At 53.5% G+C, this 21326-nt stretch carries 17 protein-coding genes; 16 read left to right on the top strand and 1 reads right to left on the bottom strand.

The window, feature by feature from the left end; all coding sequences use genetic code 11:
* Positions 1 to 113 precede the first annotated feature (113 nt).
* The 5 genes from NST96_RS17870 to NST96_RS17850 all read left to right on the top strand — a co-directional run bounded on the left by NST96_RS17870 (position 114) and on the right by NST96_RS17850 (position 5091).
* Entirely contained in the window at positions 114 to 1088 is a 975-nt protein-coding gene (locus NST96_RS17870) for a 2-dehydropantoate 2-reductase (protein ID WP_039071149.1), read from the top strand.
* Positions 1072 to 1491, top strand: a complete 420-nt coding sequence (locus NST96_RS17865) for a DUF3397 domain-containing protein (protein WP_003386276.1) — start codon at positions 1072 to 1074, stop codon at positions 1489 to 1491. The genes NST96_RS17870 and NST96_RS17865 overlap by 17 nt, the downstream gene beginning before the upstream one ends.
* A 49-nt stretch (positions 1492 to 1540) precedes the next feature.
* Positions 1541 to 2098: a cupin domain-containing protein gene (locus NST96_RS17860; RefSeq protein WP_003386275.1), complete on the top strand. Its 558-nt coding sequence runs from the start codon at positions 1541 to 1543 to the stop codon at positions 2096 to 2098.
* Positions 2099 to 2214: 116 nt separating this feature from the next.
* Entirely contained in the window at positions 2215 to 3837 is a 1623-nt protein-coding gene (bshC, locus tag NST96_RS17855) for a bacillithiol biosynthesis cysteine-adding enzyme BshC (protein WP_251237670.1), read from the top strand.
* Between the two features lie 201 nt (positions 3838 to 4038).
* On the top strand, positions 4039 to 5091 hold the full coding sequence (locus NST96_RS17850) for an S-layer homology domain-containing protein (protein ID WP_035988933.1): 1053 nt from the start codon (positions 4039 to 4041) through the stop codon (positions 5089 to 5091).
* Between the two features lie 335 nt (positions 5092 to 5426).
* Here NST96_RS17850 and NST96_RS17845 read toward each other — a convergent pair whose 3' ends face one another.
* Positions 5427 to 6698, bottom strand: a complete 1272-nt coding sequence (locus tag NST96_RS17845) for an amino acid permease (RefSeq protein ID WP_172920692.1) — start codon at positions 6696 to 6698, stop codon at positions 5427 to 5429.
* Between the two features lie 132 nt (positions 6699 to 6830).
* On the opposite strand from NST96_RS17845, the gene NST96_RS17840 reads away from it, so the two are divergent.
* From NST96_RS17840 to spoVE, 11 genes are all read left to right on the top strand, one after another.
* Positions 6831 to 7727 (top strand): LysR family transcriptional regulator, encoded by an 897-nt coding sequence (locus NST96_RS17840; RefSeq protein ID WP_003386270.1) that lies wholly within the window; start codon positions 6831 to 6833, stop codon positions 7725 to 7727.
* A gap of 126 nt (positions 7728 to 7853) precedes the next feature.
* Entirely contained in the window at positions 7854 to 9113 is a 1260-nt protein-coding gene (locus NST96_RS17835; protein ID WP_003386269.1) for an adenosylhomocysteinase, read from the top strand.
* Between the two features lie 151 nt (positions 9114 to 9264).
* Positions 9265 to 9696, top strand: coding sequence for a division/cell wall cluster transcriptional repressor MraZ (gene mraZ, locus NST96_RS17830; RefSeq protein WP_003386267.1), 432 nt, complete (start codon positions 9265 to 9267; stop codon positions 9694 to 9696).
* Between the two features lie 56 nt (positions 9697 to 9752).
* Positions 9753 to 10697 carry a 16S rRNA (cytosine(1402)-N(4))-methyltransferase RsmH gene (gene rsmH, locus NST96_RS17825; protein ID WP_342406544.1) on the top strand — a complete coding sequence of 315 codons (945 nt, stop codon included), beginning with the start codon at positions 9753 to 9755 and terminating at the stop codon, positions 10695 to 10697.
* Between the two features lie 62 nt (positions 10698 to 10759).
* Positions 10760 to 11191, top strand: a complete 432-nt coding sequence (gene ftsL, locus NST96_RS17820) for a cell division protein FtsL (protein WP_003386265.1) — start codon at positions 10760 to 10762, stop codon at positions 11189 to 11191.
* 202 nt (positions 11192 to 11393) lie between these two features.
* Complete coding sequence (locus NST96_RS17815; protein ID WP_172920690.1) at positions 11394 to 14174, top strand: PASTA domain-containing penicillin-binding protein; 2781 nt, start codon at positions 11394 to 11396, stop codon at positions 14172 to 14174.
* A gap of 68 nt (positions 14175 to 14242) precedes the next feature.
* A complete protein-coding gene (locus NST96_RS17810; protein WP_024984202.1) occupies positions 14243 to 16168 on the top strand; it encodes a stage V sporulation protein D in 1926 nt (641 codons plus the stop codon).
* A 119-nt stretch (positions 16169 to 16287) separates the two neighbouring features.
* On the top strand, positions 16288 to 17766 hold the full coding sequence (locus NST96_RS17805) for a UDP-N-acetylmuramoyl-L-alanyl-D-glutamate--2,6-diaminopimelate ligase (RefSeq protein ID WP_342404270.1): 1479 nt from the start codon (positions 16288 to 16290) through the stop codon (positions 17764 to 17766).
* Positions 17767 to 17809: 43 nt separating this feature from the next.
* Positions 17810 to 18781: a phospho-N-acetylmuramoyl-pentapeptide-transferase gene (mraY, locus tag NST96_RS17800; RefSeq protein WP_003386259.1), complete on the top strand. Its 972-nt coding sequence runs from the start codon at positions 17810 to 17812 to the stop codon at positions 18779 to 18781.
* Entirely contained in the window at positions 18778 to 20142 is a 1365-nt protein-coding gene (murD, locus tag NST96_RS17795) for a UDP-N-acetylmuramoyl-L-alanine--D-glutamate ligase (RefSeq protein ID WP_024984201.1), read from the top strand. Before mraY ends, murD begins: the two co-directional genes overlap by 4 nt.
* 73 nt (positions 20143 to 20215) lie before the next feature.
* Positions 20216 to 21310 (top strand): stage V sporulation protein E, encoded by a 1095-nt coding sequence (gene spoVE / locus NST96_RS17790; RefSeq protein WP_003386257.1) that lies wholly within the window; start codon positions 20216 to 20218, stop codon positions 21308 to 21310.
* The last annotated feature ends 16 nt before the right edge of the window (positions 21311 to 21326 follow it).

Raw genomic sequence — 21326 nt, 5'->3', positions numbered from 1 at the left:
TTCGGCAGGTGAATATTTTTTTGACAATTTCGATCTTTTTACGTAGGAATAATTGATCATTGCCAGCAACTTTGGTATTCTTGAAATAAGTATTGATTAATGTAGGTGAACAAATGCAGCTTCAGTCGATACCACTCCATTTGGTTGTCATAGGCGGCGGTTCTGTAGGGCTTTTATACGCGTCCAGGTTGCTGCTGAGCGGGCAGTCAGTCACACTCGTCACCCGCACCCGCGAGCAGGCGCAGCTCTTGACGCAAGCAGGAGTAACCCTTCGCCAGCTCGACGGAACGGTGCAGAAGGCTTCAATCCGAAGCAACCCGATGGAAGACGGTTTGCCGCAAGGAGACCTTTACCTGCTGGCGGTCAAACAGTCGGATCTTGATGCGATCCTGCCTGATCTTCGCCACCTTTCTGCTGCATCGCGGGTATTGGCCCTCCAGAACGGCATGGGACATTATGAGAAATTGACACAGGTGCTTGAAAGCCGTCAGTGTTTTTTTGCAAGCAATACGGAAGGAGCGCGCCGGCTGTCCCCTGTAGAGGTCGAGCATACCGGAACGGGACTTTTGCGCATAGGTCCTTGGACGGAACAGGATGAGCGCGATCCGATCTGCAACGCGTTCGTAGAGCTTGCCAACCGCTGTGGTTTTCAGGCCGTTTATGAGGATACGATAAAACCATTCGCCTGGAGAAAGCTGCTGGCAAATGCCTTGATCAACCCGTTGACAACTCTGTTCGAGATGCCAAACGGCATGCTGCTTGAATCCCCGCACACCGTGACATTCATGAAAGAACTGTTTTGGGAAGCCGCGGCCGTAGCGGAGCGCTGCGGTGAAAAAATTGAAGAGCGAGATTGGCAGGAAGTTGTAAAAATTTGCCGAAATACTTCCCGTAACATTTCCTCAATGTTGCAAGACATCCGGCGGCGGAATCACACGGAAGTAAACGCTATCAACGGTTATCTCGTTCAAAAGGGGAGGGAAACCGGAATACCCGTCCCGATGCATGAGACATTGCTGCGCGCCGTGCTTCTGAAGACAGACATGGTGAAGGGGAAGGGAGAGGCCGCCATTGACCTTTTTGGGTAAGCTTTGGTCGTTTTTTTCAACGACGTGGACCTATTTTTGGGCGACGTTGACCGCGTTTCCTTTTCTTGGATTCCCACTGGCGTACTTTTTGGTGTATCTGTGGAAAAAGGACCGGCGTTTGGCCGGACGCTGGGCTGTAAATATCACGAATTTTTTGCTCATTCGTGCCGTTGTCGTCGCGTATAGCGTAATTTGGCCGGAAGCGCTGTCTGCGTGGTGGTGGATTACCGGATTTTTTCTCGCGGCCATTGGACTCATCGGCTGGGTTCAAATCAGGCTGAAAGGTAAGCTGTCGCTGTTGAAGGCGAGCTTCTCGGTTTGGAGACTGTCTTTCCTCCTGTTTGGACTGGTCTACGTAGTGCTGTATACAACCGGGATCTTTAAGACGATGGGCGACGTATAAACACTCGCGGCACCGATACATATACCAATAAAGAAAGAAGGTAGGATTTATGAGGCTTCCCATCGAATCGATTGGGCATAAGATTCGAATGATTCGGAAAGAGCGTGGCTTTACCCTGGAGATTATGGCGAACAAAACAGGACTGAGCAAGGGCTTGCTCAGCCAGGTCGAACGCGGCATTTCTCAGCCTTCTCTTGATTCCCTGTGGAAAATCACGAAGGCTCTGGAGGCTTCGATCATCCATTTCTTCGAGGACATCGACCAGAAGCAGGTCCACGTTACGCGAAAGCCGAAGCGCAGACAGATGGTTTTTCCCGAGTCAACAGGGACGTACGCGTTATTGTCTGCGGGGGGAAGCTCAAAACTGGGTATGTTGGAAGTAAAGCTGCAAAAAGGCGAAATGGTAGTGGACAAATTCGTGCAAGGCGAAGGAGAAGAGTGCTTTGTCGTCACGAAGGGAACGGTTACCGTGCGATTCAACGATGAAGAGCACGTACTGGAGGCCGGCGACAGCATCACTTTCGACAGCACCAAATCACACAGTGTCGAAAATACGGGCGAGGAAGAAGCGGTTCTGATCTGGTCCGTCACTCCGCCGCAATTTTAATTGCATACAATGGCAATTACACTTTGACAACCCATTACGGCGGGTTGTCTTGTTTTTTTGGGGGAGGGGGGCATGGTATAATTTGCAGTGACATGGAGTAAGAAAGGTGAGCTTCTATGAATGTTGAATGCGTATCGCTGCCGTTGGCCAACCGGCTGGCTCATGATTACCAGCTGGGAAACGCCGACGCGCTGCGTTTTTTTACCTATCCCCCGTACCAGATGGAATCGTATCGGAAACGGCTCGAATGGCTTGAAAACAATGAGATTCCTCACAGAGACAAACTAGCTGATGGGCTGCTTGCCTACAATCAAGCGATCGGCAATCATCAGCGAGCGATGGAAGGGATCGAAAAGCTGCGAAAGCAGGGTACTATGGTTGTGATCGGCGGCCAGCAGGCTGGTGTCCTTACTGGCCCGCTGTACACGATTTACAAGGCTGTCCATCTGATTCAGGCTGCAAGGCAGCTTTCGGCACAGTTGAATGCAGAAGTCGTTCCTGTGTTCTGGATTGCCGGCGAGGATCACGACATCGATGAGATTGACCACACATTCTGGCTCACCGATCAAGAGACAAAGCTGCATAAGGAGAAAATCTCCCTTCCGCGTACGGGACGCCCTTCGGCCAGCAGTGTGCCGCTGGGACGTGCGGAGTACGAGGCATTCATGGAGAAGCTGTTCGCCAATTTGACAGAGACGGAGGAGACAGCGGCGATCCGCAGGTGGGTGGAAGAGGCTGCTGCATCGTCAAAAACCGTCGTCGATTGGTTTGCCCGCCTGATGGCCAGTTTGTTTGGCAAGCACGGCCTGATTCTGGTCGAATCTTCTCTCCCTTTTGTCAGAGAGCTGGAAAAGCCGGTTTTTACGCAAGTTTTGCAGCGAAATGAGGAGCTCAGCGCGCTTGTAGCCGACGCGGCTGGCCGTTTGGAGAGTGCAGGCTACCCGCTTCAGCTGGAGGTGGGGGGACAGGAGGCGAATCTCTTCCTGTATGAAGGAAAGGATCGTTTGCAGCTGCTTCGCCACGGAGATCGCTTCGTCACCCGCCGGGGAACGTATACCCGCGAGGAGATGATTGAGCTGGCCGAGACAGATCCCTGTCGATTCAGCTCCAATGTAGTCACCCGCTCGCTGATGCAGGAGCATCTCTTCCCGACCTTGGCTTTTGTGGCTGGCGCGGGGGAGATTGCTTACTGGGCGTATTTCAAGGAGGTGTTTGCCGCTTTTGGCAAGCAGCTGCCGATCGTGCTCCCGCGGGTCTCCGTCACCCTGGTTGAAGGGGCGATTGCCCGCTTGCTGAAAGATTTCGACCTGCCCATCGACAAGGCGCTGGCTTCGTTTGCCGCGTGGAAGGAGGAATGGGAAGCGAGCAGGGGAGCCCATCCCTTGACGGACCGCTTTCAGCATGTCCGGGACGCCATGCAGGAGCTGTATCAGCCGCTCGTCAGCGAGGTTGCACTCCTGGAGCCGGGAATGGAGCAGTTGGCGGAGAAAAATGCGGCTCGTCTATTGGAACAGGTAGACTTTTTGGAGCGGCGGCTAGTTCTGGCGCTGGAGCAGCGGGAAGATATCGGGAAGCGGCGTCTGTGGAGGCTGGAAGCGGCGCTGAATCCTGCAGGAGGATTGCAGGAGAGGAAGCTGTCGATTATCCCGTTCGTAAACAAATACGGTCTGTCGCTTGTCGACCGGCTCGTGGAAGCGCCCCTCGTCCACGATGGCAGCCATCAGGTTGTCTATCTGTAAAACCGGATAACATGAGTGAAGCCGCACCGTTTGTGATCGGGTTGCGGCTTCTTTTTTTGTGCTCCCGGAAATGAAGGGTCTGACCATGCACCATGGAAAAACTTTCTTGCCGTTTTGTTGGGATTTGTCGAAACATTTCATGCATATAAACGTCATACCTTTTGAACAGGAGATTTTCTCCGAAAGGTGGTCAAACTTTTCATGCGAGGCAAGAAAATGACGACAGGCAGATGGGTGTTGACCGTTGCTCTTTCTGTTACCTGGCTGCTATCCGGTTTGGGAGCAGGGGGACAGACGGCCGAGGCCCGCATTAGCGATCTGGCAGCCAGCAGCGGTACCTTCGTGGATACCGAGCGGCATTGGGCCAAAAAAGAGATAGCAGAAGCGGTAAGCGCACGATGGGTTCAAGGATTTCCGGATGGAACGTTTCGGCCGGAGACACCTGTTTCCCAGGAGCAGTTCATGGCGCTGGTTGAGCGCATGCTGCCGCCATTTAACGGACACGAAGCGGATGATTTCGCGCAGGACCTTTACCTGAAACCCGTGAAGGGCCGCTGGTCGGAAAAAACGTATAAGCATTTGCTGCCAGCTGGCATACTGCCGAGCGGAAAGCCTGAGGAGCCGCTGACGCGCGTTGAGGCGGCAAGATTGACCTTGGCTGCGCTGGGTAAACAGTCAGAGGGAGAAAAATACCGGGGTACGACGTCCCGCTTTTTTAGTGATGTATCAGTGGACAATGAGCATCAGGTAGTGATGGTGTATCCGATCTATAAACTAGGCGTTATGGCTGGTTACCCGGACGGGACGTTCCGCCCGAATGACAAAGTCAGCAGGGCGCAGGCGGTGGTCCTCCTGAACAGGATCAGGGAAGCGCAGGAGGAGCTGTACCCGGGGAAGGTAACCGAGGCGGAGCGCCAGGCGATGACAAAAGCGGTAGACAGCTTTGTCACAACCGTTATGGACAAGGAGAAAATCCGGCGATACGACGATCTGGTCAGCTACGTACAAAAAAACAAGCTGCCCGTCAGTGAAAAGTTCCTGCAAGAGCACTTCTCGTTTATGAAATACGACGTCTATGATTTCATTCGCTTTCCGCGTTTTGACGAACTGATTTACTACGCGAAAATCAGCGAGGGCAAGTACCGGATGACCGTCCAATACTATTCCGGAGAGCTGGGCGGCAGTGTAGACAGGACGTTCTATCTCGCGTCCGCGGACGGAAAGGACTTCCGGTTGATCGGAAAAGACGAGTAGCAGGGACTGCCGGAAAGGCGGAAAATTTGCTGCCCGTTTCAATAGAACGGGACGAGCGAAACGATGATGATACGGTGGCAGCAAAAACAAAGATTGATTACACGTGCTCGTTTGACGGTTGCCAGACTGTCCTGCAAACTGGGACGGAGTAAAGCCGGAGAACAAGAAAAACAGCCATTCCTGCTCAAGTTTGACAAGCAGGGAACGGCTGTTTTTTGTTTCGGAAACGGCTGTTTTTTTGTTTGGGAAATGAATCGTTTTTACTATCATCTTTTGGACTGATACCTATTCACATGCCCATTGTTTATGTCGAAGCCCGCTCCTTTGCCATCAGGTTATGAAGCTTTTCGCTGCCAGTTTTCCCATATCAGGAGAACGCCGGCAATCACCAGCGGATAAAGCGCCGACCATCCGAGAAAAGGATAAAGCCCACCGGTAACGATCAGCGATGTCCAGGCAGCGATACGTCCATACCGGCTGTTCTTCAAGAGTCGGACACCGGCAAGACAGCCCCCGATATAGGTGGCAAAAAAAGTCGCGTTGGGAAACTGGATGAGACGAGCGAGATCAATCCAGCCCATGGCAAGAACGAATAGAACGATGAAAAAACAAATCGATAAAAAGAGCAGTCCGCCGACCGGCGTCCCGTATTTGGAATGGAGACGGCCAAACCAGCGCGGGGCCGTGCCTTCCTGAGCCAAAGCATAGGCAATTCGGGAAGCGGCGCTGATATACGCATTGGCCGCAGCGACGCAGATAAACAGGGCCGTCACACTGACAATCCACCCTCCGATCGGGCCAAACGAAAGCTGAACCATCACGCTCAGAGATGCTTCCGACCGGCCTTCGCCATAGCTGTGGGTAGCAACGGTCATAAGGGCAACGGCGAAGTAAAGCAAAGCGACGATGCATGCACTCCACAGGACGCCGCGGACCGCGTTTTTCTCCGGATCGACAAACTCCTCGGAGAGGTGTGTCACCGCTTCCCAACCGATAAAGCACCAGAACAACAGGCCAGCCACTTGCACGACACTCAGCCAGCCATTCGGGGCAAATGGAGTAAAGTGACTGGCAGAAGCATGGGGCAGCGCGGCCAATACCGCGATCACCAAAATAGCCACGATCAATGAAACGACAACCGTCTGGACGCGGCTTGCGACTTTCAGGCCAAATACGTTCATGAGGACGACAGAACCAAGAATCAGTCCTGCAGCGAGATACACTTGAAGCTGGCTCCACTGCAAAAGGACAGCGACATAGTGGGACGCTGTGACAGCGACGATCGGGGCGCCAATCGGAACCGACAACAGAAAAAACCAGCCGACCATGTTTCCATAGCGGTCTCCGAAAGCCATCCTGACGTAAGTGGAGACGCCACCTGAGCTAGGGTGTCGGGCGGACAACAGCCCCATGGTGATGGCCATCGGCAGTACGAGGATGGCCATGAACAGCCAGGCGAGGACAGAGGCGGGGCCGGCCATTTCTGCCGCCATCCCGGGGATGAGCAGCACTCCCGAACCGATCACGGCACCGATATACAGGGCGACGATTTGGGGAAGCGACAGCGTTTTCGCCAGTCCTGACGTGTGAGAAGTCGAGTTTTTCATGTAAATTCCTCTCCCGAAAGCTATTTATTTGCTGGTATTTGAAGTGTAGCATAGACGTTATCATCGGAGTTATCTATAATATTCGATGATGAGAATCGAAAAAAACGATTTAATAATAAAGGGGAGAGCCCGATGGATACCCGTTATTTGCAGACCTTTCGCGAAGTGGCGAAATGGCACAGCTTTACCCGAGCGGCTGAAGTGCTTGGTTATGCCCAATCCAGTGTTACGACTCAGATACAGAATCTGGAACAGGAGTTTGGCGTCACCCTGTTCGAGCGGTGGGGACGAAAAATCAGGCTGACACATGCCGGAGAAGTGCTGCTGGAATACAGCGGGCAGCTGCTCGGACTGCTTGATGAGGCGAAGGCCCAACTGAGTGAAGAGGCTCAGCTAGCCGGCACGTTGACCATCGGGACAGTGGAATCTCTCGCCGCTTTTTACTTGCCCCCCTATTTGCAGCAGTTTCGCCGCGAGCAGCCGCAGATTCGGGTGCTGCTCAATCCGGGGATCTGCTACGAGCTCCGTCAGGGTGTCAAGGAGGGCACTTACGACTTTGCGGTTGTACTCGATTGGCTGCAATCCCACCCCGACTTGGAAAGCGTAAATCTCGGAGAAGAAGAACTGGTCGTCATTGCATCTCCCGAACATCCGCTGACTTCGCGAAAACGGGTTGAAGCGAGTGACTTCAATGGCGAACAGTGGATTTTTCCCGAGGCGGGCTGCAGCTATCGGTCGATGATCGAGTCAGTCCTGCGCGACAGTGGAGCGAGCTTGGAACCCTCGCTCGAGTTTGGCAGTCTGGAAGCGATCAAGCAATGTGTGGCATACGGGCTGGGAATCGCACTTGTCCCGATGATCGCTGTGGCCGAAGAGGTGAAAAAGGGGACGATCTCGGTCTTGCCCTTTACGCATCCAGACATTCGCGTTTACCGCCAGCTCGTATACCATAAAAAGAAGTGGATGCCGCGAGCGATGCGCCACTTTTTCAATCTGTTGACCGAAGGGATGCCTGCCCGTGAGATCTAAATGGCAAAAACAAAGCGGAATAGTTGCTTTTTTGGTTATAGGGTTATGGAACGGATAGGAAAAACAAAAATCATGTGGTAAGATAAATCATAGTTTGTTTGTAGAAGAAGGAGGTTCAATCCGCTCATGAACATGGTTTCTGAAAGCATCGTAAAAGATATGGCGCTTGCGCCGAATGGCCACCTGAAAATCGACTGGGTAAAAGAACATATGCCCGTCCTCAACCGGATCCGCGAGCGCTTTGAAAAGGAAAAGCCGTTTGCAGGCCTGAAAGTAGCGATTTCGTTGCACCTGGAAGCAAAAACCGCCTACCTGGCGAAAGTGGTGCAAGCCGGCGGTGCCGAGGTAACCATCACCGGTTCCAATCCGCTTTCTACACAGGATGATGTTTGCGCAGCGCTTGTGGAAGACGGCATTCGCGTCTTTGCGAAATACAATCCTTCCCCGGAAGAGTACAAAAGCCATCTGATCAAAACGCTGGAAACGCGTCCGGACCTGATCATTGACGACGGTGGCGATCTGGTGACGATCCTGCACAGCGAGCGTCGCGATCTTCTTTCCCAAGTGCGCGGCGGTGCCGAGGAAACCACGACAGGAATCCTTCGCTTGAAAGCGCTCGACAAGGAAGGCAAGCTGGAATTCCCGATGGTTGCGGTAAACGACGCATTCTGCAAATACTTGTTTGACAACCGCTACGGTACAGGCCAATCCGTATGGGATGGCATTAACCGGACCACCAACCTGGTCGTCGCTGGAAAAACGGTAGTTGTCGTCGGCTACGGCTGGTGCGGCAAAGGCGTTGCGATGCGTGCGAAAGGTCTTGGAGCGAAAGTGATCGTCACCGAGATCGACTCTATCAAAGCGGTAGAGGCGTACATGGACGGATTCGAAGTCATGCCGATGAGCGAAGCGGCCAAGCACGGCGATTATTTCGTCACAGTAACCGGAAACCGCGATGTCATCCGCAAAGAGCATTTTGAAGTCATGAAAGATGGCGCGATCCTCTCCAACGCCGGCCACTTCGATGTCGAAGTGAACAAGGTTGAGTTGGAAGCGATGTCGAAATCCAAGCGCACCGTTCGCAAAGACATCGAGGAATTTGTCTTGGCAGATGGTCGAAAAGTGTATCTCCTGGCCGAAGGACGTCTGGTCAACCTGGCTGCCGGTGACGGCCATCCGGCGGAAATCATGGATATGACCTTTGCCCTGCAAGCCGTCTCTCTCGAATACGTAAACAAAAACTACGAGTCTATCGGCAAACACGTGCTGAACGTGCCTTACGAGCTGGACGAAATGGTTGCCCGCTACAAGCTGGAGGCACTCGGCATCACAATCGACAAGCTGACAGACGAGCAAAAAGCATACTTGGACAGCTGGGTCGAATAATTTCGCGAAACGCGTCTTTTCCCGGTAAAAAAATCAACGAAAAATCCTGCTTACAAAAGCAGGATTTTTTATTTATAATAGCAAGTAGGTGACCGAGTGGGGAAAAGTGGGGGAAAGTGGAGGTCAGCGGAAGGAAAGTGGGGGGCAGGCCGTGTTCATGGGTGAATACCAACATAGCATCGATGAAAAAGGCCGGTTGACGATCCCTGCCAAATTCCGTGAAGGCCTCGGGGCTTCCTTCGTCATTACCCGCGGGCTCGACCAATGTCTGTTTGTCTATCCGCCAGAAGAGTGGAAAGCATTGGAGGAGCGGCTGAAGACGCTGCCGTTCACCAAAGCGGATGCTCGCGCCTTTACGCGGTTCTTCTTTTCCGGAGCGGCGGAATGCGAGTGGGACAAGCAGGGAAGGGTAAATATACCACCTACTTTGCGCGACTACGCGGCGCTTCAAAAAGAGTGCGTCGTCATCGGTGTATCCAATCGGGTAGAGATCTGGAGCAAGGATCGTTGGGAAAATTACTTTGCGGAGTCGGAAGGATCTTTCGCCGAGATTGCGGAGAAGCTGGTGGATTTTGATTTATAGGAATCGGAGAAAATGCGGTGCGTCGGAACCATTCAGGTGCACCCGTTGAATTAGGAGTGACGGCTTTGTCCTTTCATCATGTAACTGTATTGCGAGAAGAAGCCGTTGACGGACTGAACATCCGGCCGGATGGCATTTATGTGGATTGTACGCTCGGTGGCGCCGGGCACAGCAGTCTGATCGCTTCGCGGCTTGCGCCAGGCGGACGATTGATTGCGGTTGACCAGGATGACTGGGCGCTGGATAACGCGAAGGAACGTCTTGCACCCTACATAGATCGGGTAACGCTGGTAAAAAGCAACTTCCGCCATCTGAAAGAAATTGTGGCTGAGCTGGGCCTCGATGGTGTAGACGGCGTACTGTTTGATCTGGGCGTTTCGTCTCCGCAGCTGGATGAAGGAGAGCGCGGATTCAGCTACAATGCCGACGCACCGCTTGACATGCGGATGGACCAGCAGGGAGAGCTTACCGCCTACGACATCGTCAACGAGTGGGACGAGCAGGAGCTGGCCCGAATTATTTGGGAATACAGCGAAGAAAAATTTTCCCGGCGAATTGCCCGGCAAATCGTTCAAAGGCGGCAGCAGGCCCCTGTAGAGACGACGGGGGAGCTGGTGGAAATTATTAAAGAAGCCATCCCGGCCGCAGCGCGCCGTACTGGTCCCCATCCGGCCAAGCGGACGTTCCAGGCGATCCGGATCGCTGTCAATGACGAGCTGGATGCCTTCCGGGATGCGATCGTGGATGCGATCGGCATTCTGCGTCCCGAAGGTAGAGTGAGTGTGATTACGTTCCATTCCCTCGAAGACCGGATCTGCAAGCAGGTTTATCAGGATTTTTCCAAAGGGTGCATTTGTCCCCCTTCCTTTCCTGTATGTGCCTGCGGAAACAAGGCCACGGTCAAGATCGTGACCAGAAAGCCGATCCTGCCGTCAGAAGAAGAGCTGGAGGCTAATCCTCGGGCGCGTTCAGCCAAGCTGAGGGTCGCTGAAAAGTTATAGAAAAAGAATGCGGCAAAAAAATTTGAGACGCTCGCAGCCAGAGCAAAAGGAGTGAGACCGAGATGAGCTACTACTACCGGAGTAATCTCGCGGTAGAACTGGAGGATTCGCCAGGTTCCGTCACCAAGAAGAAAACGAAGCGGACTGTACGCATCAAACCGTCTATACCAACCAAGGAGAAGCTGATGTATCTGTTTTTTATCACCCTGGTTGTCATAGGTGTGGGGATGGTTGGTGTTCGTTATTCGCAAATCTCGCAGTACAACTATGAAATACAGCGCCTGAAGAAAGAGATCAGAATAAATAAGGAAAAGAACACCAGTCTTCAGCTGCAGATCGAGCAGCTCAGCAACCGCGATCGGATCATCATGGAAGCGGAGAGAATGGGAATGGTGTACAATCCGGAAGCGGCTCATCTGGTAGGTCAATCCAAAGAAGCTGCAAAAAAGGACGGGAAAGGAAGCAAAGCTGCGAGTCAAAAGAAACAGCCATAACCCAAGCACGGGACAGCAATGAGCTCTGTAGAAAATGTTACTTGCGCAAGTGAGTAACATTTTTTCATAATGTCTTCTGAATAAAAAGACTGTTCGAATGCAGATCCGCCGGCTTCGTCGAACATGATTCGACGGAAGCTTTTCTTTTGACAGTCGGTTTTTTGATATGCAATGGAATATCCTTGGTTTGGAGTGAAACAAAATGGAACTGAAACGGCGTGTGAATTTGCGCATTATCCTCCTGGCCCTGTGTGTAATCGTACTGTTTTCCTCGCTCACGGTACGTCTTTGGTGGATTCAGACGGTGGAAGCGACAGGCATTATGGAAATCGCGCAAAAGCAGTGGGATCTGGAGAAAACGCTGAAGCCAAAGCGTGGAGCCATTTTGGACAGGAATGGGGAAATTTTGGCCTATGAGGGAAAGGCGTATGATGTGAGCGCAAGGCTCAAGCCTCGCGATGACAGGGATCAGGATGTCGTGAAAGATCCTTATTATACTGCACAGGCGCTTGCGCCCATCCTGAATGCCCCTGTAAATGAGCTGTTGCGAATCCTGACCAAGCCAAATCAAGTTGTTGAGCTGGGAAGATACGGAAAAAAGATCAGCGAAAATCAAAAAGTCGGCATTGAAAACCTGCAGTACCCCCAGCTCCCAAGCGGAGAAAAAGTGAAGACCAACCAACTCCCGGGGATTATTATTACCGAAACGACACGTAGGTACTACCCGAACAATAGCTTTGCAGCACATGTCCTCGGCTATTTGGACTTCTTTGAAGAGGAGGCCAAAATGGGGATCGAGCTCCAGTTCGACAAAGAGCTCCGGGGCGAAAAGGGAGAGATGCATGTAGTCACGGACAAGGTAGGCTACCAATTGCCGGATGGCGAACGGGAGTACAAGCCAGCCAAGGACGGCATGAACATCTACCTGACGATCGATAAGACGATCCAGGATTACGTGGAGCAAGCGCTCGACAAGGCCGAGCAGGAGTACAAGCCAAAAGGGGCGACTGTCGTGGTGGCGGACCCGCAGACCGGCGAGATTTTGGCGATGGGCAACCGGCCGCAGTTCAATCCGAATACGTACTTTACCGGGATTACCAACTTTACGAATCACGCCGTAACCACCATGTTTGAGCCGGGCTCTACATTCAAGATTATTACACTGGCGGCAGCGATCGAAGAAGGCAAATTCGATCCGAACGCATACTATCAATCCGGGACGTACAAGAAATTCAAGCCGCCCATCCGGGACCACAACCAGGGGGCGGGCTGGGGCACCATCTCCTTCCTTGAAGGGGTGCAAAGATCCAGTAACGTCGTGTTTGTCATCATGGGATACGACTACCTTGGACCTGAGCTTTTGAAAAAGTACTTTGAGAATTTCGGGATCGGCAAGCCGACAGGCATCGAGCTGCCGTACGAGAAGAAAGGGATTTTGAACAACCTGCTGAAACCGGCTTCCCAGCGCGACATTGCCGTTACCACTTTTGGGCAAGGGGTGGCCGTCACCGCGATTCAGCAGGTGGCAGCGGTAGGAGCCATCGCCAACGGCGGCGAGCTGCTCAAGCCGCACATCGTAAAAGAAATGCGCGATCCGGTGACGGGAGCAGTCGTAAAACGCAGCCAGCGGGAAGTGGTCCACCGTGTCGTAAGCGAGGCGACCGCCAAAAAGACTCGTGATGTTTTGGAAACGGTCATTACCGGAGAGCATGGTACAGGGAAATCGTACTTTATAGACGGTTACCATGTTGCAGGTAAAACGGGAACGGCCCAAAAGTACGACGACAAGGGAAGAATTATGGAGGGGCAGCACTATATCGTGTCCTTTATCGGCTTTGCTCCCAAAGACAATCCCCGTTTGCTTGTCTACGTCGTCGTGGATGACCCGACCACAAACGAGCATTACAGTTCATGGGGAAAAAATTTCGTAGCGCCGATCTTCAAATCCGTCATGGAGCGCAGCCTCCAGTACCTGCAGCAAAAGCCGGATGCGGTAGGAGCCGAGAAAAATGCCCAAACGGTGACGGAGCAGGCCATTGCAAAGGCAGAGCAAGTTCGCGAGGTCAGCATGCCCAAGCTGGTCGGGATGTCTACAACAGCCGCCAAGCTCAGGGCAGAGCAGGACAACATCACGGTCAACATCATGGGAACCGGGACGAAGATTGTCAATCAATACCCGGCTCCTTATGAAAAAGTGGTGCCCGGATCGACGGTCACGCTTGTAACAGACCGAATCGAAGGTTCAAAAATGCCTGATTTCAAAGGGAAATCGCTGCGCGAAGTCATGGAGTTCGCATCGCTGATGCAGCTCAAGATCACCTCGTACGGCGCCGGCTTCGTCACGCAGCAAAATATTCCGCCAGGTACAGCGTTAAAAGGAGGAGAGCAGCTTCAGATTACTCTCCAGCCGTCATCCGGTCCGCTTTCTCCGGCACTGCAGCCTGGTCAAGGCGTGGTGCCAGGAACGGCAACAGATCCGGGCGGAGCCCAACCGGACGCAAATTCGCCTGATGGCCAGTCCGGTGCAGCGAACGCTGCTGGAGGGCAGCCTCCACCAGGCTCTTCGCAAACAACAGTGCCTGGTAACGGTACACCTCAAGGCGATAGCGGGAATACGACCGTACCTGGAGTTCCCCAGACAGGTACGACAAGGAGTGGCAATCCCGCTTCGACGACAGGGACATCTGGGACACCGGGAACGTATCCACCGGTTTATCCGCCAGGTGCCGTGCAATCGGGCACAGGTATCGCCCCGGGAACACAAGCTGTTCCGACTGGAGGCTATTCCGGCTATCAGGGCTATCAAGGCCATCCGGGGCAACCTGCCGGTGCGGGACAAATGCCGGTCGGAACAGGCCAAAGCTTGCCGCAGGGACAAGCAACCTGGCAGTATCCCTACCCAAACAATACTGTGCCGGGCACACAGCAGATTCCCGCAGGGCCGCCTGCTGCTCCGGCCGGATCGACAACCGCACAGCCATAGGTTCTAACCTGTCCCCCCTCCGAATAGGGTAGGAATGAGACAACCTGTGTCATAAGGGGGGACTCGCTGTGCGGGTATCCAATGTAACCGTGAGACGCCGCATTTTTGTCGCATTGGTTATCGGAATCGTGTTGTATACGGCTCTGATTACGAGGCTAGGCTACGTACAACTGGTCAAGGGGCCGGAGCTCCAGGAAAAGGCGTTGAAGCTGTGGAACCGCGACATCAAATACGAGCCGAAGCGAGGGCGCATTCTTGACCGCAATGGCAAGGAGCTGGTGACAAACATCAGCGTTCCTTCCGTGGTCGCGATTCCGGTTCAGATCAAAGACCCGCATGGGACGGCGAAGCAGCTGGCAGTATTGTTGGGCCAGCCGGAAGACGTCGTTTACAAGGGGATTATGAAGAAAGAGAGGATCAATCGCGTTCCAGGCGGCAGGAAAATTTCTGAAGAAAAAGCGCGGCAAATCCAGGAGTTGAACCTTCCGGGCATTGTCGTCGTAGAAGATTCCAAACGCTTCTACCCAAACGGGACGATGGCAGCCCATCTGTTTGGTTTTACGGGCATCGACAACCAGGGCTTGACCGGACTTGAGCGGATATACGACCAGTTCCTGCAAGGCAAAGAGGGATATGTATCCTATCTTGCCGATGCGACAGGACAAACGATGCCGGGCGGGTCAGAAGAATACGTAGCGCCGGTCGACGGGATGGATATGTACCTGACCATCGACAGTCAAATTCAGTCGTTTATCGAGCGGGAGCTGGATGAAGCGATGGTTGCATATCAGCCGGACGATGTACTTGCGATCGCAATGAACCCGAAGACAGGCGAGATTCTCGGCATGGGCAGCCGCCCAACCTACCATCCCGAAAAGTACAGGGATTATCCAAGCGAAATCTACAACCGGAACCTGCCGATCTGGAAAACGTACGAGCCCGGTTCCACCTTTAAGATCGTAACACTGGCCGCAGCTCTCAACGAAGGTGAGGTCAAGCTGGACGAAAGCTTCTTTGACCCCGGCTACATCATGGTCGCGGGCAAGCGTCTGCGCTGCTGGAAGCGGCAGGGGCACGGGCAGGAAACGATGCTCGAAGTCGTGGAAAATTCCTGCAACCCCGGCTTTGTCACCATGGGGCAACGCCTGCAAAAGGAAAGGCTGTTTGAGTACATCAAAAAATTTGGATTTGGCCAAAAGACGGGCATTGACCTGATTGGAGAAGAGAACGGTCTTTTGTTTAATCTGAATCGGGTAGGACCCGTTGAACTGGGTACGACCTCATTCGGGCAGGGGGTCTCGGTGACCCCGATCCAACAGATGGCTGCTGTTTCGGCGGCGATAAATGGCGGGAAGCTGATGAAACCGTTCGTCGCCAAGGAGTGGCGGGACAGTGTTACGCATGACATCGTCGGCCGGACGCTGCCAACGGAGGTTCGTCAGGTGATCACTCCCGAGACTTCTGAAAAAGTCCGCTACGCCCTGGAAAGTGTCGTGGCCAGAGGAACCGGAAAGAACGCGTACATCGAAGGCTACCGCGTCGGCGGAAAAACCGGTACGGCGCAAAAGGTGAGGGACGGCAGGTATGTAAACGGCGAGTACATCGTGTCTTTTATCGGCTTCGCCCCTGCAGACGATCCCCAGATACTCGTCTATTTCGCAGTCGACAACCCGAAGGCGCTCGCATTCGGCGGACTGATTGCCGCGCCCAGCGTGAAGAACATTTTGGAGTCGTCCCTGCAGCACTTGGGCGTACCCAAACGCAAGGACGGGATCGAAAGGGAAGTAAACAGGGCGCTTGGCGACAAGAACTACCTGGAGGTGCCGCAGATGGTGGGGCTCTCCATGCGCGAGGTGGCAACGACCTATGATCAGCTGCCGCTCGTTGTCGAAGGCAAGGGGTCACATGTCATCCAGCAATCGCCTGCGGCCGGAGTCAAAATTGAGGAAGGCTCAAAAATTCGTATCTACCTTGGTGACAAATCAAGCGATTAGCTATAAAATGAGTATTCGGAGCGGAGCGGAAGAGGCTTGTACACAGGTGCTCACCCTCCGCTTTTGTAGAATTTGCTTGGCTTTTGTCTATAATAGGGAAAGAATGGGGTGCCAGTTTTATGTTGCTTCGGGATCTGCTTGCTCCCTTGTTGCCAGTGCATGCTACTGGGGATGACAGCATCGAAATTACAGGAATAACAGCAGATTCACGCAAAGTAAAGCCCGGCTTTTTATTTGTCTGTTTGACTGGCTTTACCGTGGATGGACATACGTTTGCAGCGCAGGCGGTGGAAAAGGGAGCCGTGGCTGTGTTGGCTCAAAAGGATGTGGACGTGCCAGCAACCATTGTTCGGGTTCCTGATACCCGTCGGGCAATGGCGATGCTGGCTGACCGCTTTTACGGGTCCCCGACGCGTGAATTGAAGGTGATCGCGGTTACGGGTACCAATGGAAAAACGACCACGACCCATCTGATCGACAAGATTTTATCTGATCAGCAGAAGCGTACCGGTTTGATCGGCACCATTCACATGAGAATCGGCAATGTCACCGAGGAAGTAAAAAACACGACGCCGGATGCGCTGGAGCTGCAGGAAAGCTTTCGCCGCATGCGCGATATCGATACGGAGTACGCCATTATCGAAGCGTCTTCCCATGCGCTGGAGCTGGGCCGCGTCCGCGGTTGCAATGTACATACAGCCGTCTTTACCAACTTGACGCAGGATCATCTCGATTACCACAAGACCATGGAGAATTACCGCCACGCCAAGTCGCTTTTGTTCGCCCAACTGGGCAATGAATACGATCCGCAGCGGATGAAAACAGCCGTGCTGAATGCGGATGACGAGGCGTCCGGCTTTTTTGCCACCGTCACACCGGCCAGGGTCATCACGTACGGTATTGACAACCCTGCTGACATCAGAGCGGTGGACATTGAGATCAGCACAAAAGGGACGACATTTGTCGCCCATACGTTTCAAGGCTCTGTCAAACTGTCTTTGAAGCTGATGGGCAAGTTCAACGTCTACAATGCGCTGGCGGCGATGGCGGTCGGATTGGCCGAAGGAATTTCGCTAGAGGCGATCAAGTCCAGTCTCGAACAGGTGCAAGGCGTGAGTGGGCGGTTTGAGTCCGTTGATGCAGGGCAGCCTTTTGCCGTGCTCGTCGACTATTCGCACACGCCGGACAGTCTGGAAAACGCGCTTGTGACGATCAAGGAATTTGCCAAAGGAAAAGTGTTCTGCATCGTCGGTTGCGGCGGTGACCGGGATAAGACAAAGCGCCCGATTATGGCGCAAATTGCAACGAAATACGCTGATCTGACCGTCTTAACTTCAGATAACCCGAGGTCCGAGGACCCGCAGGCGATTCTCGATGACATGCTCGCCGGTCTGAAGAAAACCGCTCCGGACCGTTACACTTCCATCGTGGACAGACGGGAAGCGATCGGGCATGCCGTATCCCTTGCAGTTGATGGCGATGTGATCCTGGTCGCCGGAAAGGGCCATGAGACGTACCAGATCATCAAGGGCGAGGTTTTGCCTTTCGATGACCGGGAAGTGGCAAAAGAAGCTATCAGAGGGCAGAAGAACGAATAGAAGCACATATTCTTGAATAGCATCAGAGAAAGGAGGGTCGGGCATGTTCGCTGACAACGTACTCCTAGTCACGATCGTAGCCGCGTTTCTCATCGCCGTACTCATCGGTCCCTTGTTCATCCCCGTCCTGCGCCGCTTGAAATTTGGGCAGGCGATCCGGGAGGAAGGACCACAATCCCATCAGAAAAAAGCAGGGACCCCCACGATGGGGGGGACCATCATTTTGTTGGCACTCATATTCACTGTGCTTAAATTTGCCAATGCCACCATCGAAGTTCTCTTTTTGATGCTGGTCACGATTGGATACGGATTGATCGGTTTTTTGGATGACTACATCAAAATTATCAAAAAGCGCAATCTGGGACTGACTGCAAAACAAAAATTTGCCGGCCAAATCCTTTTAGCTATCGGTGCCTATTATCTTTTGCACCTGATGGGTCATGACACCTCGCTCCATTTGCCAGGCACTCCCTGGAACATTGAGCTGGGAGTATTGTACTTTCCGTTCCTTTTGTTCCTGTTGGTCGGTACCACCAATGCCGTCAATATTACAGACGGTCTCGACGGACTTTTGGCGGGGACAGGAGCGATTGCATTTGGAGCTTATGCGATCATTGCCTGGTTCAGCCAGAATTACGATACAGCCATTTTCAGCGCCTCTGTAGTCGGCGCGGTTCTCGGATTCCTCGTATTCAACGCTCATCCCGCCCGCGTGTTTATGGGCGATACCGGCTCGCTGGCGCTTGGAGGAGCGCTGGCAGGCATTGCGATCATGACCAAAACCGAACTGTTATTGGCGATCATCGGCGGCGTCTTCGTCGTTGAAACCTTGTCTGTCATCCTTCAGGTTGTTTCTTTCAAAACGAGAGGCAAGCGCATCTTCCGCATGAGTCCGCTGCACCATCACTTTGAATTGACGGGCTGGTCAGAGTGGCGCGTGGTCGTCACGTTCTGGCTGGTGGGTATTTTCTTCGCTGGATTGGGCGTCTACCTCGAGGTGGTGACTCTGCGATGAACAACTATCAAAATCAGCACGTCGTCGTTCTGGGCATGGCAAAGAGCGGTGTAGCGGTGGCCAAACTGCTGCACCGCTTTGGTGCGCATGTTGTCGTAAATGACCAAAAGCCGCGCGAGGAAGCGGCGGGCGCGGACGAGCTGGAAGCGCTCGGCATCGAGGTGATCTGCGGCGGCCATCCGGATGATTTGATTCACCCGGGAGTAGCGCTTGTGGTGAAAAATCCGGGGATTCGGTACGAGGCAGCGCCGGTAGCCAAAGCGATCGAGCTGGGCGTTCCGGTTGTGACGGAGGTTGAGCTGGCTTACCAGGTCTCCCAGGCGCCGATTATCGGAATTACGGGGTCCAACGGGAAGACCACGACAACCACTTTGGTCGGATTGATTCTGCAGGAAGCGGGGATCGACGCTCTTACAGGGGGCAATATCGGAACCGTTTTGTGCGGCCTTGCCCAAGAAGCCCGTCCGGATCAATGGCTGGTCGCCGAGTTGAGCAGCTTTCAGCTGATGGGGACGCTTTCGTTCAAACCGAAAATCGGCGTGCTGATGAACATTTATCCGGCACATCTCGATTATCATCATACGATGGACGAGTACAAGGCAGCCAAATGGAAGCTGTTTGCCAACCAGACGTCTGACGACATCGCCATTTTGCCTTACGACCAGCCGGATGCTTGGCCTGCGGATGAGGCTTTGCGAGCATCGGTTTATTACTTCAGCAAGCAACAGCCCGTTCCGCGTGGCGTCTGTGTAGACAATGGAGTCATCGTCTACGTAGACGCAGCGGGGGAGCGGGAAGAAATTTTGCCGCTGGACAGATTGTCTGTGGCTCATTTGGACAACGCGCTGGCGGCTGCATTGGTCGGCAAGCTGGCAGGCGCGGGCAGCGAAGCAATCGCCAAGGTGCTGTCTAGCTTTGCCGGAGTAGAGCACCGGATGGAATTTGTCGGGACCGTGGCAGGAGTCAAGTACTATAATGATTCCAAGGCGACGAATTCGGAGGCTGCTTCGCGAGCGCTGCAGGCTCTGTCTGAACCGACGATCTGGATTTGCGGCGGATTGGACAGAGGTGTCACTTTTCACGACCTCATTCCGGTCATGCAGAAAAATGTCAAAGCTGTGATTGCCTTCGGCGAGACGGCACCGATATTGCTGGCTCGAGCCAAAGAAGCAGGAATCAACAGGCTGATCCATGTCGATACTGTGGAAAAAGCCGTTATTGCCGCTTCCGAGGCAGCCGTGCCGGGTGACGTTGTCCTGCTGAGTCCGGCATGCGCGAGTTGGGATATGTTTCCTTCATTTGAGGTGAGGGGGAGCATGTTTAAGGACGTTGTGCATAGACTTAAAACAAGCCTAGCATAACGCCTTGTCCCTGCACTGTCTCACCAAATGACTATCATCTCGGGACGGCGTGAGAAAGGAATGACTTTGCACGATGAGCAAGGTACGCTCTGCCCCCGATTTCATGATTATTTTTGCAACACTTTTTTTATTAGGAATTGGCATCGTGATGGTGTACAGCGCAAGTGCCATCGTTGCAACAAGAGCGCCCTTCAACGATCCGTATTTTTTTGCCAAGCGTCAGTTGATCTTTGCTTTGCTCGGGATCACCTCGATGTATTTGATGATGAATATCGACTACTGGGTATGGAAGCAGTGGGCCAAGCTCGGCTTCATGATCAGCATCGGCCTTTTGATCGTCGTTCTGATCATCGGGATTGAGGTAAATGGTTCAAAAAGCTGGCTTGGTCTGGGAGCGTTCGGGATTCAACCGGGCGAGTTTGCCAAGCTGGGTGTCGTCGCCTTCCTGGCGCGCTGGCTGGCAGACAATCAAAAACAGATCGTGCTGTTTCGGACAGGTTTGGCCCCGGCACTGGCGATCCCTGTTGTCTGTTTTGGCTTGATCATGCTGCAGCCGGACCTTGGCACAGGGACTGTACTGATGGGGACGGCGGTCATGATGATTTTCGCCGCAGGAGCCAGGATCAGCCATTTTGTCGGCCTCGGCTTGATTGGTGTCGCCGGTTTTGTCGGGCTCGTGCTGTCGGCTCCTTACCGGATCAAACGGATCACATCGTTCCTCGATCCCTGGCAGGACCCGCTGGGCACAGGCTATCAAATCATTCAATCGCTTTATGCGATCGGCCCCGGCGGCTTGTTCGGCCTTGGGCTCGGACAGAGCAGACAAAAGCATTTCTATCTGCCGGAGCCTTATAATGACTTTATTTTCTCGGTCATCGCCGAGGAGCTTGGTTTCATCGGCGGGACACTGGTGCTGCTCGTATTCCTTCTGCTTCTGTGGCGAGGCATGCGCACGGCCATTACGGCGCCCGATCTGTTCGGCAGCCTGCTGGCGCTCGGGATTATCGGCATGATCGCCATTCAGGTCGTGATCAACGTCGGCGTCGTTACCGGCATGTTTCCGGTTACCGGAATCACCTTGCCTTTTCTCAGCTACGGCGGGTCATCGCTGACGCTGATGCTTACAGGGGTAGGGGTATTACTAAACATTTCGCGTTTTTCCAGATGAAGAGGGGAAAACGGCA

Source organism: Brevibacillus sp. FSL K6-2834 (genome assembly GCF_038592925.1).
GTDB lineage: Bacteria > Bacillota > Bacilli > Brevibacillales > Brevibacillaceae > Brevibacillus > Brevibacillus borstelensis.
The sequence above is the reverse complement of the archived record's forward strand: the minus strand, read 5'-3'. Positions and strand labels throughout refer to the sequence as shown.

Excerpts from the sequence above, each read along its gene's own strand:
- NST96_RS17870 (WP_039071149.1), top strand. The coding sequence starts at position 114 with ATGCAGCTTCAGTCGATACCACTCCATTTGGTTGTCATAGGCGGCGGT.
- NST96_RS17860 (WP_003386275.1), top strand. The coding sequence starts at position 1,541 with ATGAGGCTTCCCATCGAATCGATTGGGCATAAGATTCGAATGATTCGG.
- bshC (WP_251237670.1), top strand. The coding sequence starts at position 2,215 with ATGAATGTTGAATGCGTATCGCTGCCGTTGGCCAACCGGCTGGCTCAT.
- NST96_RS17850 (WP_035988933.1), top strand. The coding sequence starts at position 4,039 with ATGCGAGGCAAGAAAATGACGACAGGCAGATGGGTGTTGACCGTTGCT.
- NST96_RS17845 (WP_172920692.1), bottom strand. The coding sequence starts at position 6,698 with ATGAAAAACTCGACTTCTCACACGTCAGGACTGGCGAAAACGCTGTCG.
- NST96_RS17840 (WP_003386270.1), top strand. The coding sequence starts at position 6,831 with ATGGATACCCGTTATTTGCAGACCTTTCGCGAAGTGGCGAAATGGCAC.
- NST96_RS17835 (WP_003386269.1), top strand. The coding sequence starts at position 7,854 with ATGAACATGGTTTCTGAAAGCATCGTAAAAGATATGGCGCTTGCGCCG.
- ftsL (WP_003386265.1), top strand. The coding sequence starts at position 10,760 with ATGAGCTACTACTACCGGAGTAATCTCGCGGTAGAACTGGAGGATTCG.
- NST96_RS17815 (WP_172920690.1), top strand. The coding sequence starts at position 11,394 with ATGGAACTGAAACGGCGTGTGAATTTGCGCATTATCCTCCTGGCCCTG.
- NST96_RS17805 (WP_342404270.1), top strand. The coding sequence starts at position 16,288 with ATGTTGCTTCGGGATCTGCTTGCTCCCTTGTTGCCAGTGCATGCTACT.
- mraY (WP_003386259.1), top strand. The coding sequence starts at position 17,810 with ATGTTCGCTGACAACGTACTCCTAGTCACGATCGTAGCCGCGTTTCTC.
- murD (WP_024984201.1), top strand. The coding sequence starts at position 18,778 with ATGAACAACTATCAAAATCAGCACGTCGTCGTTCTGGGCATGGCAAAG.
- spoVE (WP_003386257.1), top strand. The coding sequence starts at position 20,216 with ATGAGCAAGGTACGCTCTGCCCCCGATTTCATGATTATTTTTGCAACA.